The following is a 15,530-nucleotide window of genomic DNA, read 5'->3' as shown; positions in this document are numbered from 1 at the left end:
TCTGCATTGACCCGGTTAGTTAAGAGCGGGTATAATAAAGTGATGATAAAAGAGTTCGCGGGGCAATGAGCTTCCGAATGTCTTTCTTGTTTTGGAGGGAAATATGTTGAAAACAACAATCAACCAAGTGTACAAGCACGTAGGTGAGGAAGTAACGATCGGAGCTTGGGTCGCTAATAAGCGTTCAAGCGGGAAAATTGCGTTTTTACAGCTTCGGGACGGTACCGGTTTTATTCAGGGTGTCGTAGTAAAAGCGGAAGTGGAAGAAAGCATTTTCCAAACAGCTAAATCAGTGACGCAGGAAACGTCGCTCTATATAAAAGGAATTGTCAAAGAGGACGAGCGTTCTCCGCTTGGATATGAACTTGCTGTGACAGATATTGAAGTCATTCACGAAGCGACCGATTATCCAATTACACCAAAAGAACACGGAACGGAATTTTTGATGGATCACAGACATTTATGGCTGCGTTCAAAGCGCCAGCATGCGATCATGAAAATCCGTAATGAAATCATTCGCGCGACTTACGAATTCTTTAATAACGAAGGCTTCGTAAAAGTGGATCCGCCGATTCTGACTGGAAGCGCACCTGAAGGAACAACAGAACTCTTTGCGACAAAGTACTTTGATGAAGATGCATATCTGTCTCAAAGCGGCCAGCTCTACATGGAAGCTGCGGCAATGGCTTTAGGAAAAGTATTCTCTTTCGGACCGACATTCAGAGCGGAAAAGTCTAAAACAAAGCGTCACTTAATCGAATTCTGGATGATCGAACCGGAAATGGCGTTTGTAGAATTTGAAGAAAACCTTCAAGTACAGGAAAATTACGTTTCTTTCATCGTGCAATCAGTTCTTAAGAATTGTAAAATTGAATTAAACACATTGGGAAGAGACACGTCAAAACTTGAGCAAATCAAAGCCCCGTTCCCAAGAATCACGTATGATGAAGCGATTGAATTTCTGAAAGAAAAAGGCTTTGACGATATCGAGTGGGGAGATGATTTCGGAGCGCCTCATGAAACAGCGATTGCTGAACATTATGACAAACCGGTATTCATCACTCGCTATCCGACATCCTTAAAACCGTTCTATATGCAGCCGGCTTCTGACCGTGAGGACGTTGTGCTTTGCGCTGACTTGATTGCGCCGGAAGGCTATGGAGAAATCATCGGCGGGTCTGAACGGATTCACGATATGGAACTTTTGGAATCGCGTCTTAAAGAACATGGACTGGATTCTGACGCATATAAATGGTATGCTGAACTTAGAAAATATGGATCAGTTCCTCATTCCGGCTTCGGCCTTGGATTAGAGCGGACAGTAGCTTGGATCAGCGGAGCGCCTCACGTTCGTGAAACGATTCCGTTCCCAAGACTGTTAAACCGTCTGTATCCGTAATACATTCAAATGAAACAAAAAAGAGTCTCCTGCAAGGGAGACTTTTTACAGTAAAGGGGCAATCACAATCCTTTACAGTAAGAGGTGTGACGATGAAAAAACAGCAATTTATTGATATGCAGGAGCAGGGAACATCAACCATCCCCAATCTTCTGCTCACGCATTATAAACAGCTTGGGCTTAATGAAACAGAACTTATTCTGCTGTTAAAAATTAAAATGCATTTAGAAAAAGGATCATATTTTCCTACACCGAATCAGCTGCAGGAAGGTATGTCAATTTCTGTTGAAGAATGTACAAACAGATTGCGGATGTTTATTCAAAAAGGCTTTCTGTTTATTGAAGAATGCGAGGATCAAAACGGCATCAAATTTGAGAAATATTCTCTTCAGCCTTTATGGGGCAAGCTGTACGAGTATATTCAGCTTGCACAGAATCAAACACAGGAAAGAAAAGCAGAAGGGGAACAAAAAAGCCTTTATACTATTTTTGAGGAAGAGTTCGCAAGGCCATTATCGCCTTTGGAGTGTGAAACGCTGGCGATCTGGCAGGACCAGGATCAGCATGACGCACAACTGATCAAACACGCGTTAAAAGAGGCTGTACTATCAGGAAAACTCAGTTTCCGCTACATTGACCGGATTTTGTTTGAATGGAAGAAAAACGGGCTTAAAACTGTGGAGCAGGCAAAAATACACAGCCGAAAATTCCGGCGTGTACAAGCAAAGCAGAATGAACCGCAAAAAGAGTATAAAAGGCAGGTTCCTTTTTACAATTGGCTTGAACAATAAAGTGAAAAGGTGACAATCGTGTTAAATCTAAAACAAATTGAATTCTGTTTAGACAAGATAGGTGACATGTTTCCTCATGCGGAGTGTGAACTGGTTCATTCCAATCCTTTTGAATTAGTGGTGGCTGTTGCTTTATCTGCGCAATGTACAGATGCACTTGTAAACAGAGTGACCAAAACATTATTCCAAAAATACAAACGGCCGGAAGACTATTTGGCTGTTCCGCTGGAAGAGCTTCAGCAAGATATTAAATCAATCGGTTTATATCGTAATAAAGCGAAAAATATTCAAAAGCTGAGTAAAATGATTATTGAAGATTATGGCGGAGAAGTGCCGAGAGACCGCGATGAGCTTGTCAAACTGCCAGGGGTCGGGAGAAAGACCGCAAACGTAGTGGTATCCGTTGCGTTTGGCGTGCCGGCCATAGCCGTAGATACTCATGTGGAGAGAGTCAGCAAACGATTGGGCATTTGCAGGTGGAAGGACTCGGTTCTGGAAGTTGAAAAGACGCTGATGCGCAAGGTTCCCAAAGAAGACTGGTCCGTTACGCATCACCGGCTTATTTTCTTCGGCAGATATCACTGTAAAGCCCAATCTCCGCGCTGTGCGGAGTGTCCGCTGCTTTCTTTGTGCAGAGAAGGGCAGAAGAGGGATAAAAAAGGACTGGTGAAACGATGACGCAAGCAAAAGAAGTGTTGGCTTCCTATGAGCAATACTTGCGCAGTCTTGGCCAGAAGAGTTCCTCGGATATGAAGAAAACCTTGCAGACCAATCCCGTGTATTTTGATTTCTGCACGGAATTACAAGGCGATTTGCCATGGGAGGACAGCGGGAAATACGTTCCGCTTTTATTTGAAGTGTGGGATGACATCAAAGCATCACTTCTCCCAGTCTTTCAAACACGAAAATCGAGATGTGACCAAAACGAAATGTTAAAGGGCATTGTGTGTTTGCTGGCTTCGTTACATTGGACAGCAGGTGAGCCGGTGAAATCGCTCAATTGGCAAGAACTGCGGGAGAAATCGTATCCCGCAAAGCCGATTAATTGGGCTGAACGAGTGGAATTTATTCTTCTTAAGCCGACCCAATACCATTGCTTTATTCAGCTTGACGAGCTGATTACCGAAATGAAAAAGCATTTTTATAAATATCATGCGATGAATCGATAAAACCTCCTGTTAAAACGGGAGGTTTTTTATTTGTACCAAAAAAGCCATCACCCCAAAGGTGACGGCTTTTTTGGTTAATTTGTTTTTTCAATGGATGATGAGTTTGTTTGTGTTTTATTAGATGTGTCTGTTTTATTTTTATTCGTGTCAGTACCTGTTGAGTCATTCGTATCTGAGTTCGAATCACCATCCGACGTATCCTGGTTGTTGCTGTTATTACTGTTATTGTTATTACTATTGTTAGATTGGTCTTGGTTACTGTTGTCAGACGGATTGGTGTTCGTGTTGTCTTGTTTTTTGTCTTGATCATTTGTTGAATCATCTGTCTGATCTTGATCCGTCTGACCGTCATCTTTTTGAGAATCATCAGTTTGTGTATCATCCTGATTCTTCTCATCATCTTGTTTTTCATCATCCGTTTGTTGCTGGTCTTTTTTATCTTCATCGTCTTCAGCTTTTGGCACCTCATAGGATGTGGAAGCTGTACTTTTGCCATCATCACTGACGGCTGTTACTTCGAATTTGTACACAGATCCTGGCTGCACACCCGATATGACTGCCTCTTTTGCAGAGCTGTTTTGAATTTCCGAGTAGCTGCCGCCGTCAACAGATTGCTTTACAGCAAAGGTCGCATCTCCGTCGTAATTCCAGCTTAACGTTAAAGATTGATTGTCTTTATCGTATTTCACGTTTAAACCAGACAGTTTAGCTGTTTCCTCTTTTTCTTCTTTCTCATATGTTTTAGAAACAGTAGAAGGAGCTGTGCCTTTAACAAAGTACTCTGTGAGCTTCTTATCGCTTGGCGTATTTGGCCCTGCCAGTTTTGCAGGGTTTGAGCCTTTTTCTACAGAGGCTTCCACTACGCTGTCAGGCTTCTCAAATGATCCGCTTCCGTCATCAACATCGGCGATGAGCTGGGCGAAGATGCGCTTTGCAACTTTTTGTTCTTCAGTTGAAAGAGATTTCTTTCCAGCCTCGTTTTCTCCCATACCCGTCCAGACGGCAGCTGTATATTGTGGTGTGTAGCCAACGAACCAAGAATCTCGGGCGCCACCGCTAGCGATATTGTACCTTTTGACTTCATTATCATCAAAGTTAGTCGTTCCTGTTTTTCCTGCAATTTCTACACCAGGTACTTGTGCAAGCTGTCCAGTACCTGTCTTAACAGCTGTTTTCAGCATATCTGTAATCATAAACGCAGTATAATCACTCATGGCTGATTTTGATTTTGGTGTTAAGTCAAGCTTCGTGCCATCGTTAAATTCGATAGATTTTACAAAATGCGGTTCATTATACGTTCCGTTATTTCCAAACGCGCTGTATGCACCTGCCATTGTCAGAGGAGAAACACCATCGTTCCCACCGAAACCGCCAATAGAATAGGCCTCTGTTACATTTTCTTTTGTTAAACCAAGGCCAAGTCCATTTGCAAAGTCTACAGCAGTATCTTTACCGACTGCCTGGAATGCTTTTAAAGCAGGTATATTTCTTGATTGGGCCAGAGCGTAACGCATTGAGATAGGCCCTAGATATTTGCGGTCCCAATCACGAATCGGTTTTCCGTTAGAATACGTATAAGCTGAGTCATCAATTTGTTCGTATGTGGACCATTTCTTATTTTCAATAACTGGTCCGTAGTCCAAAATCGGTTTTATGGTCGAACCAGGCTGTGCCTTAGTTTGAGTAGCATAGTTAAAGCCTCCGACAGGCTGATTGCGTCCCGCACCAATCGCTCGGACTTCTCCGTTTTTGGTATCGAGAAGCGTCACACCGCCCTGCATGCCTTCAGTAAATCCGACGGTGTCTCCGTCCATTAATTCATCTAGTTTATCTTGTGCTTTTGTATCTAATGTCGTATAGATCTTTAATCCGTCAGCAGATGGATCGACATCAGATTTTTCATCAATTTCTTTCATGACTTCTTCAACAAACGCGCTGTATTTATTTGAATTTGTTTTTTCATATTCCTTCTGTGACACAATGCCTTCGTCTTTCACTGCCACTTTTTTCGCTTTGTTATATTGAGAATCAGAAATAAATCCTTGCTTTTTCATCAGACTGAGTACAATGTTCCGTCGTTTTTCCGCTTTATCCGGGTTTTTAACGGGATTGTACGCTGTCGGGCTCTGCGGCATTCCTGCCAGTGTGGCAGCCTGTTCGACAGTCAATTTGCTTAAATCTGTAACGCCGAAAAATTCTTCCGCCGCTTTTCCGATTCCGTATGCTCTAGGAGAAAAATAAATCCGGTTTAAATACATTTCTAAAATTTCATCTTTAGAGTAATTGCGCTCCAGCTGAATTGAAAGCCATACTTCCTGGACCTTCCGTTTCAACGTCTTCTGATGTGAAAGAAGGGAGTTTTTGACGACCTGCTGGGTGATCGTACTTCCGCCTTCAGCCCCGAAGCCGTCTTTAAAGTTGGCAACTAAAGCACCGCCGATACGGACAGGGTCAATCCCGTGGTGCTCATAAAAACGGGCGTCTTCTGTCGCGATAAAGGCTTCTTTTACAACATCGGGAATTTCATCTATCGAGACGTAGGTCCGTTTTTCGGCGCCGACTTCGGCGATCTCTTTTCCATTTTTATCATAAATCGTTGATGAATAAGGCGTCTTCAATTTGCTTTCATCAAGGGACGGCGCATCAGAAACCATGACGGCAAATGTAACAGCGCCGCCGACTACGCCTAAAACAAACAGAATGAGTAAAGTGAAAAGGGTCTTTTTAAACAATCCGCCCTTTTTTCGTTTCTTGCCTTTTTTCGGTGAAGGGCTCGACTTGCTGTTCGCTTTTCGTCGAGCTTCACGGCTGTTAAATTGATCTGACATAACATCTCAACCTTTCGTTAATCAACCTTTCGCACCAGATGATGGCGAAAAATAAAGCTGTTCAATAATACTAATATAATCAATTCTGGGTGCGTATCCAAGAAAAATCGGATAAGCTGTTTCTTCCAACTCATCTTTTCGAATTGATTTTCTGCCGTTTTTTTCTTTTCTGTCCCAGAAATAAAACAGCTTATCGGCTTCCAAAAAATATACCTGGTCGAAAGCGGATATAATAACAAAACAAATACCGTCTTGAGCCTTTACCTGCTTCATATGCTCGATTTGATGGTCATGAAAATTCTGCAGGGGGAAAGAGGTCTTGTTTTTCGTTTCTTTCGCCTCAAAATCAATATACCGCCCTTTGTAAATCCCATTGTAGTCTGTTGTCGATGATTGTTTAAAGTAAGCTTCTTTAATCACTGCGGCACTTCTTTTTGGATAATGGACATTTACAATTTGAACAGGTGTCGGCTTTTTGTGTATAACGGCAATTTGGTTTGTCAGATAATACTTATTCGTTTCGTTTAAGTCATCTTCGAGGGTCATTCCGCGATTACTGTAAGACGGGGCCCTTTTCTGACTGTTTTGGGATGAAACCGAATGTTTCGGCTGAAATGTTTTTCCGTTAGGATACCGAATCACTTTATCATCCTCCTTATTAAACTAATCATGACGGAAGTGAATGAACGTGCAAGAACAACAGACCATTAGAAAGCTTCTGAGCCGGATTGAGCGGCAGACAAAAATAAAAAACGCGGATAACATTTCAAGAACAAATGCTTATAAAGCATTTTACGACCGTCACCCGGAAATCAAATGGTCGCTTTTGGCTTCTTTCGTTTCTCGTAATGCCGGCTGGTCAATGACTGACTTAAAAGGCAGTCTGTTTCAGCTTGGACTCCGTGAGAGACAGCAAGAATGGTTCTTTTTAGCCTATGAAAGAGCGAACTGGCTTATTTTTTCGGATGCCTATCCGCAGCTTCTACTATACCACTGGTCAAAAAGAGTCGGGAAACCGCTGTTTCATCTGCTGCATGTGTTTGGCGTCTCACAATTTATGTCGGAAGAATGGACCCGTTTTTGGCATGAGCGAAATACGGAGCGGCTAATGTATGCCCTCATTATAAATGAACAAAACACTATCCAAACACCTATTATACAAAATCCTTCGTTTAAAAAGAATGTTTTTGACACGATTCCTTTTTATTTAAGTGACTGGTTTCATTTTAACACCGTTATTTTTCCTTCCTCAAATGGGTTTCTTTACGGCATTTCAGTGAAACACTTTTCAAAGGCGGAGGAAAGGATAAGGCTGGGAAAGCAGCTGTCTCAATTGCTGTTCAAGCCAGAATTGTTCTCCTCTTTTTATCACTTTTTGCATACAGTGCCGCACACAGGTTCCCGTTTTGATATGGAAAAGATGATCGGGATTACAAAAAGAACATCTCCTATGCTAAGGACATGCTACCCTGAGTTAATCCACTCATTAGACGGAACGAAAACAGATTGGTTTCATGGAAAGATAAAGAAAACGTTCTTTAGGCGCGAGGAATTGCCGAAGCAGATTGAATTGACAGACTGGTATTTACATAAAAAGCGCCAGCTTCATGCGCTTTTTGCGGTGGAGCAGTGGCTAAAAAATAAAGAAGCAAGGAAATTCCTTGCTTCTTACGTAGAAGGGCGGTTCGGGCCGCCTAATTTTTTATCTAAAGAATCGATTGCCTTTGATTCAGTCTTTTTTTGCTGGCCGGCTTTTTTCGGTCTTGTTTTCATACGGCACCTCCTCACAAGTATCGTTTGCATTAACGAGGAGGATCATACAATTTTTGCGGGTGTTTTTGTCGAAAACTTCAGCTTTTCGTGGAATACCTGTTTGTTTGGCGATTTGCTTCTAGTTTTGTCATGAGGAAGGAAAGAGCCTTGAGAGCAAAGAATTTTAACCGGGAGAGACGAGGAAAGGGAGGTACACGAATGTCCGGTTATGTTAGCAAGACAGATATTCTCCGTATGCTTTCTGATATAGAAGATGAATTAACGCGAGCTGAGCAAAGCCTGAATCATTCTGTAAATGCATTAGAGGCTGAAATGCGGGAAACGGAAAACGATCGCCTGAGTGTGCTGGAAGAAGAAATCATAGATCTTCATATTTGTATAAATGAGCTGTATCAATCGCCTGAACACAGGTATGCGTTTGAGAAGGTATACCGCATCGGCTGAATTTGCGAGTGAAATTTGGTACGATAGGCATTGAGGTGAAAGATATTGCTATCACAAACTTTGCTGGAAATGACTGAGCAAATGATTGAAGTTGCTGAAAAAGGCGCTGATCGGTATCAGGAAGGGAAAAACAGTAATCATTCTTATAATTTTTTTGAGACGATAAAGCCTGCAGTTGAAGAGAATGATGAACTGGCCGCTCGCTGGGCAGAGGGTGCTCTTGAATTGATAAAAGTCCGCCGGCCTAAATATGTGCATAAAGAGCAAATTGAGACCGTAAAGGATAATTTCCTGGAATTGGTCCTTCAATCATACGTTCATCATATTCATAAAAAACGATTCAAGGACATCACTGAGTCAGTCCTTTATACATTGCACGCAGTAAAGGATGAAATTGCAAGAGAAGACAGCCGGTAAAAGGCTGTCTTCTTTTCGTTTTTATAGGGGGCCGGACGTTAATTCATCTCATATGCCGGGCTTTCTGCTCCATTTGCTTCGAGAACCTTCATACTGTTACGAAACTCAGTTATGCTGAGATGTCCTTGAATATAGAGGAACTTGGCAAAGTCCATCAGTTTATTCATACAGTCTGTTTCATATTTCTTCATTTCTGCAAAACGTTTGCTTAAGTATGATACGTTCATTATGGTGCATCCCCTCTCATCTGTATTGAAAATATGGTACCATAATGATTCGACTTTTTTCTGTTTTTAAAAAATTTAAACTTTCGACACAATTTGACAAATGCTAATCATCACTTGTGACACAAACAATAGAAGTCATTCATACATATATAGAAGAGAAATATGTTGTGTTTAGGGGGGAATCGCAATGAACGGGAGCTCTCGAAGCTATCCTCGGCAAATGGGCTATTATTATCCTCAGCAAATGCAAGGATATTATCAGCAGGCTGCACCCGGTTATTTAGAGCAACAACTGCCTCAGCAGCATTATGGACAGCAGGATTATTATCAGCCTTATGCTCCGATTCAGCCTATGCCTATGCAGCCACCTGTATTTTCTAATCCTTATCCTATCCCAAGGCCTAATCAACAGCAGCCTTCGCAATTTCAAAGCATTATGTCGCAGTTTAAAAAAGCCAATGGGCAATTTGATTTTAATAAAATGATGGATACGACAGGTCAAGTAATGAGTGCAATGAATCAGGTCGGATCTTTAATAAAGGGATTTACCAGCTTTTTTAAATGATAGAAGCATGAATGAATCGTTCATTCATGCTTATTTTTTGGAAAGAAAAGTGTCATTGTCTGCTCGTTCCAAGACGTTTCCATATCTTCTTGGCGAACTTCATAAGGCAGCTGAACCGTTCTTGTCATGCTTGTAAAGGTAGCCTCATTTTGGTGTTTCTGTTTTTCTTGGAGTGTTACATGGAGATACCTCGATTTAACTTCAACGACGATCTCGCCATCTCGAAACGTCGCCGGAATGGTAATATCGATATACAGCCCAGTATCTCTTTCTCTGACATGTATGGTCGTCTGCACATCCTTTAAACTCGAGTTGATCAGGTTCTGAAATCCGTTTATAAGGTTGCCGAACGCTGAGGATTGAAAAAGAGTGTCGATTGCCTCCGTTATGATTTCTTCTTTCTTTTGCAGTTCGTTCTTTTTGTCATCATGGAATTCCAATTTCGCCACCGCCTTTTTTAACCAGATTATGCGTCTATGCCAGATGTTGTTATAAATTGAAGCAAAATTGAAAGTGTGGTTAAATAGTGGTGAATGAAGGGATAACGGTTGAAGTGAATGAGAAGGGAGAAAATACATTGCTGAAAAAATTATTCGGAATGGGCAAAACTCAGGAAAAGGTGACAGAAGAGGTTATTTATTCTCCGGCAGACGGTACAGTAATGGACCTGTCAGATGTACCGGACCCTGTTTTTTCACAGAAAATGATGGGAGAAGGAATAGCGGTGGAACCTTCTAGCGGTGAAATCGTTTCTCCCGCTGAAGGTGAAGTCATTCAGATTTTCCACACCAAACACGCCGTTGGCATTCGGACTCGCTCGGGAATTGAGCTGTTAATTCATGTCGGGCTGGAGACAGTCAATATGAACGGAGAAGGATTTACTGCCCACATTAAAGAAGGGGATAAAGTGAAGGTCGGTGACCCGCTGATTACATGTGATTTGGAATTAATAAAAGAAAAAGCGAGCAGCACAGTCATCCCAATCGTTATAATGAATGGTGAGGCTCTAGGATCAATTGTGCCGGCAGGCGAAAAGGCTGCTCGTAAAGGCGAATCAAAGCTCCTTACAATAAAAGCGAAATAAGCAGGGCGTATGCCTTGCTTTTTTTATTCAACTGTATAAAATTTGCACCTAGCCATGCAAACAAATATTCGGTAAACTGTACTTGACAAAGAGGTGTAAAGAATGAAAAAGAAATCACTGACTGAACTCATTTCTGATTTAAAAGGAAATGAAAACGTTGTGAATTGGCATGAAATTGAGCCTCGGGAAGCAAAAACAAGGCCTATGCCCGAAAGTATAGACGAGAGAATCAAAGCGGCCCTTTCGAAAAGGGGCATTGATGAATTATATACTCACCAATATTCCGCTTTTCAATATGTGCAAAAAGGAGAGAGCATCGTTACCGTAACGCCAACAGCATCAGGAAAAACGTTATGCTACAACCTCCCAGTCCTGCAGTCCATCGCCCAAGATGAAACAAACCGGGCGTTATATTTATTTCCGACTAAAGCGCTGGCACAAGACCAAAAGAGCGAGCTAAATGAAATTATTGATGAAATGGGCATTGATATTAAAAGCTTTACATATGACGGGGATACGTCTCCGGCAATCAGACAAAAGGTGAGAAAAGCAGGTCATATTGTCATTACAAACCCCGATATGCTGCATTCTGCCATTCTACCGCATCATACGAAATGGGTCAGTTTGTTTGAAAACCTTAAGTATATCGTCATCGATGAGCTTCATACGTATCGAGGTGTGTTCGGCAGCCATGTAGCAAATGTGATCCGGCGGCTAAAGCGGATCTGCCGGTTTTATGGAAGTGATCCGGTTTTTATTTGTACTTCCGCAACAATTGCCAACCCAAAGGAATTGGGAGAGCAGCTGACAGGCAAACCGATGCGGCTGGTCGATGACAACGGCGCACCGAGCGGACGCAAGCATTTTGTGTTTTACAATCCGCCAATTGTGAACAAACCGCTGAATATTAGAAGGAGCGCAACCGCAGAAGTGAATGAACTGGCGAAAGAGTTCCTTAAAAACAAAGTGCAGACCATTGTTTTTGCCAGAAGCAGAGTTCGGGTGGAAATTATTTTAAGCCATATTCAGGAGCTTGTGAAAAAAGAGATTGGAACAAAATCAATCAGAGGCTATCGGGGAGGCTATCTGCCGAAAGAGCGAAGAGAAATCGAAAAAGGCCTGAGAGAAGGCGACATTTTAGGAGTGGTCAGTACGAATGCCTTAGAGCTTGGTGTTGATATCGGCCAGCTGCAAGTGTGTGTAATGACGGGGTATCCCGGAAGTGTTGCAAGTGCTTGGCAGCAGGCGGGACGAGCCGGCAGAAGACACGGTGAATCTTTGATTATCATGGTAGCCAATTCAACACCGATTGACCAATATATTGTGCGGCATCCTGAATATTTCTTTAATCGTTCGCCGGAATCTGCAAGAATCAATCCGGAGAATTTGATTATTTTAGTAGACCACTTAAAGTGTGCGGCTTATGAGCTTCCTTTTAGAGCTGATGAAGAATTTGGAGCCATGGAAGTCAGTGATATTCTTGAGTATCTTCAGGAAGAGGCTGTTCTTCACCGCAACGGCGAACGGTACCATTGGGCAAGTGAGTCGTTCCCTGCGTCAAACATCAGTTTGCGTTCCGCCTCCCAGGAAAATGTCGTTATAGTTGATCAGTCGGATATTGCAAATGTAAGGATTATCGGTGAAATGGACCGTTTTAGTGCGATGACGCTTTTGCATGATGAAGCGATTTATTTGCATGAAGGCGTTCAGTATCAAGTTGAGAAGCTCGATTGGGACCATAAAAAGGCGTATGTCAGAAAAGTCGATGTCGAATATTATACGGATGCAAACCTGGCAGTTCAGCTGAAGGTATTAGAAATCGATAAAACGAAAGAAAAAAGCCGTACGTCATTGCACTACGGAGACGTCACTGTCAATGCCCTGCCGACCATTTTTAAAAAAATAAAAATGACCACTTTTGAAAATATTGGGTCTGGACCTATTCATTTGCCGGAAGAAGAACTGCATACAAGTGCAGCTTGGCTCGAAATCAAAACAGCGGATGAAGACATCGGGGAAAAGACACTGGAACAGCTGCTTCTTGGCATCTCGAATGTGCTGCAGCATATTGTCCCTGTGTATATCATGTGTGATCGAAATGATGTTCATGTTGTTTCTCAAATTAAAGCAGCCCATACCGGATTGCCAACCATATTTTTATATGATCATTATCCGGGCGGTATCGGTTTGGCGGAGGAAGTCTTTAAACGTTTTTCAGACATTAATGAAGCGGCGAAACAACTGATTACACATTGTCCTTGTCATGACGGCTGTCCGTCTTGTATAGGTACGGAAATAGAAGGGATAAAAGCAAAGGAAAGAATTTTGCAGCTGTTGGATCAAATGTCGTAAGGAGGGAGGCCGGATATGTCATTAAAAGGGAAACTCCAACGGATGAAAAAGCACATGGCGCTCGACGAAGGAGAACAAAAAATAGAAGCAGGCAAACAAGAAAACCACTTTGATGACATCCCGTTTTTAGAAGAGTGGGAGGCTTTTGGCATGAAGCCTTTCATCTTCGAAGATGAATATTGCCTCATCAGAGAAGTAGAATATCCGCTTTCTCACCGCCATGGGTTATACAGCTTTTCTGAGCTTGAGGAAGTGATCACACTGTGGAATCAAAGCGGCCTGTCGCATACATTGTCAGCAAAAGGGTATAACAAAAACAACCTCTTTTTCTTTGATACAGAAACAACCGGTCTTGGGGGTGGAGCTGGGAATACCATTTTTTTGCTTGGGCATGCGAGAGTATATGAAGACCGAGTGACAGTCAAACAGCATCTTTTGCCCAAACCGGGGAACGAAGTCGCCTTGTACCAAAGCTTTTTAAGCGAGGTTGACATTACATCACTTGTGACCTACAACGGCAAAGCCTTTGATTGGCCGCAGGTGAAAACAAGGCACACCTTGATCCGTGACAGACTTCCGAAGCTTCCGGAGTTTGGCCACTTTGATCTTTTGCATGGAGCTAGACGCCTGTGGAAACACAAAATGGACCGTGTATCTCTTGGCACGGTTGAAAAAGAGGAGCTCGGCATCCGCAGGCTAGAAGACACACCGGGCTACTTAGCGCCAATTCTTTACTTTCATTTTATCAAGGCGCAAGAGCCGGATCTTTTAAAAGGTGTCCTGCATCATAATGAAATGGATGTGTTATCACTCATTTCATTGTACATCCATATGTCTAAAAAAATCCTTTCAGAATCACATGCGCCAAAAGAACACAGTGAAGCCTATGCTATGGCGAAATGGTTTATGGCTCATAAAGAAACGGACCAAGCGATCAAGCAGTTGGAAAGGCTTATAGAAAAATCGTTTGAGGACCAGGACAGTGCACGGCTGGATTTATCGCTCCTGTACAAAAAACAAAATCGCTTGGAAGAAGCAGTGCCGCTTTGGGAAAAGCTGTCCCGCTCGCAAAACCAGAAGTGCAGATACGCTGCTGTAATAGAGCTCGCGAAATATTTTGAGCATAAGAAAAAAGAATTCGGAAAAGCATTGCAAATAGCAGAGCAATTGCTTAGCGATGCGGCATGCTTATCAGAGAAAGAAACTGAAAAACTGCATGTGAGAATTGCCCGGCTGAAGAGGAAATATTCCTCTTAAATATTCCCCGGGAAAGCGCAAAAGACGACTTGTTTCGCCATGAATTTTTTTTGCTGAATTCACATTGATTTTGTTGTAGAATAGCGGCGAATCCTGTAAAATGACGTTAGTTATTTTTAAAGGGAGAGTTGGTATGTATAAGGGTGTTTTTTACTTGTTCTTTGTTGTGGTATTTTTGATTGCTTTTGTGTTTTCAAACTTTAAAGACAGCTTAATTGCACACTTTTAAAATAGGTCTTTGCATCAGAACATGTACCCCTTATTTTTCATAGCTTAGTATTGTAATAAAGTTTATGGAAAGGGGATTTTATCATGCATCACTGCAGACCGCATATGATGGCGCCAATTGTCCATCCTACTCATTGCTGTGAACACCATACGTTTTCGAAGACTATCGTGCCGCACATTCACCCACAGCATACAACAAACGTAAACCACCAGCATTTTCAGCACGTTCACTACTTTCCACACACTTTCTCAAATGTTGACCCGGCTACGCATCAGCATTTTCAAGCAGGAAAACCTTGCTGCGACTACTAGTATGGAAAACGTGCAGCTTGATGGTGTAAACAATGCAGCACAACAAATGGGGCCCACGGGAGCCCCATTTTTTAAAGCAGGTGAAATGATGAAAGTATTGGCAATAACGGGCTATAAACCGTTTGAACTGGGGATATTTAAGCAGGATGACAAGGCGCTGTATTACATAAAAAAAGCCATTAAGAACCGGCTGATTGCTTTTTTGGATGAAGGATTAGAATGGATTTTAATTTCGGGCCAGCTTGGAGTTGAGCTGTGGGCGGCAGAAGTTGCATATGATTTGCAGGAGGAATACCCTGACTTAAAGGTAGCTGTCATCACACCATTTTACGAGCAGGAAAAGAACTGGAAAGAACCGAATAAGGAACAGTATGAAGCAGTTCTGGCTCAGGCAGACTATGAAGCAAGCCTGACTCACCGTCCTTATGAAAGCCCGCTTCAATTCAAACAAAAAAATCAGTTCTTCATTGATAAGTCCGACGGGCTTCTGCTTTTATATGACCCGGAAAAGGAAGGCTCCCCTAAGTATATGCTTGGGACAGCGGAAAAAAGGCGCGAACAGGATGGCTATCCCATCTACTTTATTACAATGGATGACTTGAGAGTGACAGTGGAGGAAGACAGCTACTAACAATGAGAGAGAAATTTGACAACCGTACAGATTTCTGAAAAAATATATGTGAT

Annotated in this window: 18 protein-coding genes and 1 pseudogene; 14 read left to right on the top strand and 5 right to left on the bottom strand. The window is 42.3% G+C overall.

What is annotated here, in order from left to right; translation table 11 throughout:
* Nucleotides 1-106 precede the first annotated feature (106 nt).
* The 4 genes from asnS (at nt 107) to MKY50_RS11385 (ending at nt 3,359) form a co-directional block, all read left to right on the top strand.
* Nucleotides 107-1,399 (top strand): asparagine--tRNA ligase, encoded by a 1,293-nt coding sequence (asnS, locus tag MKY50_RS11400; protein WP_004398777.1) that lies wholly within the window; start codon nt 107-109, stop codon nt 1,397-1,399.
* A gap of 92 nt (nt 1,400-1,491) precedes the next feature.
* Nucleotides 1,492-2,190: a DNA replication protein DnaD gene (gene dnaD / locus MKY50_RS11395; RefSeq protein ID WP_339244759.1), complete on the top strand. Its 699-nt coding sequence runs from the start codon at nt 1,492-1,494 to the stop codon at nt 2,188-2,190.
* Between the two features lie 18 nt (nt 2,191-2,208).
* The gene (nth, locus tag MKY50_RS11390) at nt 2,209-2,868 is read left to right on the top strand and encodes an endonuclease III (RefSeq protein ID WP_009967580.1); all 660 of its coding nucleotides are present in this window, start codon (nt 2,209-2,211) and stop codon (nt 2,866-2,868) included.
* A complete protein-coding gene (locus tag MKY50_RS11385) occupies nt 2,865-3,359 on the top strand; it encodes a YpoC family protein (protein ID WP_041849962.1) in 495 nt (164 codons plus the stop codon). The genes nth and MKY50_RS11385 overlap by 4 nt, the downstream gene beginning before the upstream one ends.
* A 74-nt stretch (nt 3,360-3,433) precedes the next feature.
* Here MKY50_RS11385 and MKY50_RS11380 read toward each other — a convergent pair whose 3' ends face one another.
* Nucleotides 3,434-6,187: a transglycosylase domain-containing protein gene (locus MKY50_RS11380; protein ID WP_341116691.1), complete on the bottom strand. Its 2,754-nt coding sequence runs from the start codon at nt 6,185-6,187 to the stop codon at nt 3,434-3,436.
* A gap of 21 nt (nt 6,188-6,208) precedes the next feature.
* The gene (gene recU / locus MKY50_RS11375; RefSeq protein WP_014480105.1) at nt 6,209-6,829 is read right to left on the bottom strand and encodes a Holliday junction resolvase RecU; all 621 of its coding nucleotides are present in this window, start codon (nt 6,827-6,829) and stop codon (nt 6,209-6,211) included.
* A 40-nt stretch (nt 6,830-6,869) separates the two neighbouring features.
* Here recU and MKY50_RS11370 point away from each other — a divergent pair.
* Nucleotides 6,870-7,826: pseudogene (locus MKY50_RS11370) on the top strand (DUF2515 domain-containing protein); the annotation flags it as partial.
* Nucleotides 7,827-7,855: 29 nt separating this feature from the next.
* Here the strand turns inward: MKY50_RS11370 and sspM are convergent.
* Nucleotides 7,856-7,960: an acid-soluble spore protein SspM gene (gene sspM / locus MKY50_RS11365; protein ID WP_003225606.1), complete on the bottom strand. Its 105-nt coding sequence runs from the start codon at nt 7,958-7,960 to the stop codon at nt 7,856-7,858.
* A gap of 198 nt (nt 7,961-8,158) precedes the next feature.
* Between sspM and MKY50_RS11360 the strand changes: the two genes are divergently transcribed.
* The gene (locus MKY50_RS11360) at nt 8,159-8,404 is read left to right on the top strand and encodes a DUF5446 family protein (protein ID WP_021481526.1); all 246 of its coding nucleotides are present in this window, start codon (nt 8,159-8,161) and stop codon (nt 8,402-8,404) included.
* A 45-nt stretch (nt 8,405-8,449) separates the two neighbouring features.
* On the top strand, nt 8,450-8,821 hold the full coding sequence (locus MKY50_RS11355; protein ID WP_341116690.1) for a YppE family protein: 372 nt from the start codon (nt 8,450-8,452) through the stop codon (nt 8,819-8,821).
* A gap of 38 nt (nt 8,822-8,859) precedes the next feature.
* Here MKY50_RS11355 and MKY50_RS11350 read toward each other — a convergent pair whose 3' ends face one another.
* Nucleotides 8,860-9,048, bottom strand: coding sequence for a YppF family protein (locus MKY50_RS11350; RefSeq protein ID WP_003230690.1), 189 nt, complete (start codon nt 9,046-9,048; stop codon nt 8,860-8,862).
* Between the two features lie 187 nt (nt 9,049-9,235).
* Between MKY50_RS11350 and MKY50_RS11345 the strand changes: the two genes are divergently transcribed.
* On the top strand, nt 9,236-9,613 hold the full coding sequence (locus MKY50_RS11345; protein ID WP_015251832.1) for a YppG family protein: 378 nt from the start codon (nt 9,236-9,238) through the stop codon (nt 9,611-9,613).
* 20 nt (nt 9,614-9,633) lie between these two features.
* On the opposite strand, the gene MKY50_RS11340 is transcribed toward MKY50_RS11345, so the two are convergent.
* A complete protein-coding gene (locus MKY50_RS11340; RefSeq protein ID WP_341116689.1) occupies nt 9,634-10,053 on the bottom strand; it encodes an Hsp20/alpha crystallin family protein in 420 nt (139 codons plus the stop codon).
* Between the two features lie 137 nt (nt 10,054-10,190).
* Between MKY50_RS11340 and MKY50_RS11335 the strand changes: the two genes are divergently transcribed.
* The 6 genes from MKY50_RS11335 (at nt 10,191) to MKY50_RS11310 (ending at nt 15,477) form a co-directional block, all read left to right on the top strand.
* Nucleotides 10,191-10,697 carry a PTS sugar transporter subunit IIA gene (locus MKY50_RS11335; protein WP_085187617.1) on the top strand — a complete coding sequence of 169 codons (507 nt, stop codon included), beginning with the start codon at nt 10,191-10,193 and terminating at the stop codon, nt 10,695-10,697.
* Nucleotides 10,698-10,799: 102 nt separating this feature from the next.
* On the top strand, nt 10,800-13,049 hold the full coding sequence (gene mrfA / locus MKY50_RS11330; protein ID WP_029317999.1) for an ATP-dependent helicase MrfA: 2,250 nt from the start codon (nt 10,800-10,802) through the stop codon (nt 13,047-13,049).
* Nucleotides 13,050-13,064: 15 nt separating this feature from the next.
* A complete protein-coding gene (gene mrfB / locus MKY50_RS11325) occupies nt 13,065-14,306 on the top strand; it encodes a metal-dependent exonucleaseMrfB (protein WP_085187420.1) in 1,242 nt (413 codons plus the stop codon).
* A gap of 100 nt (nt 14,307-14,406) precedes the next feature.
* Nucleotides 14,407-14,535 carry a hypothetical protein gene (locus MKY50_RS11320; RefSeq protein WP_003230707.1) on the top strand — a complete coding sequence of 43 codons (129 nt, stop codon included), beginning with the start codon at nt 14,407-14,409 and terminating at the stop codon, nt 14,533-14,535.
* Nucleotides 14,536-14,618: 83 nt separating this feature from the next.
* Nucleotides 14,619-14,846, top strand: coding sequence for a spore coat protein CotD (gene cotD, locus MKY50_RS11315; RefSeq protein WP_010886551.1), 228 nt, complete (start codon nt 14,619-14,621; stop codon nt 14,844-14,846).
* Nucleotides 14,847-14,934: 88 nt separating this feature from the next.
* Nucleotides 14,935-15,477 (top strand): DUF1273 domain-containing protein, encoded by a 543-nt coding sequence (locus MKY50_RS11310; protein WP_256683491.1) that lies wholly within the window; start codon nt 14,935-14,937, stop codon nt 15,475-15,477.
* Nucleotides 15,478-15,530: the final 53 nt, after the last annotated feature.

This window comes from Bacillus sp. FSL R7-0685, assembly GCF_038002425.1.
GTDB classification, from domain to species: domain Bacteria; phylum Bacillota; class Bacilli; order Bacillales; family Bacillaceae; genus Bacillus; species Bacillus subtilis.
The sequence above is the reverse complement of the archived record's forward strand: the minus strand, read 5'-3'. Positions and strand labels throughout refer to the sequence as shown.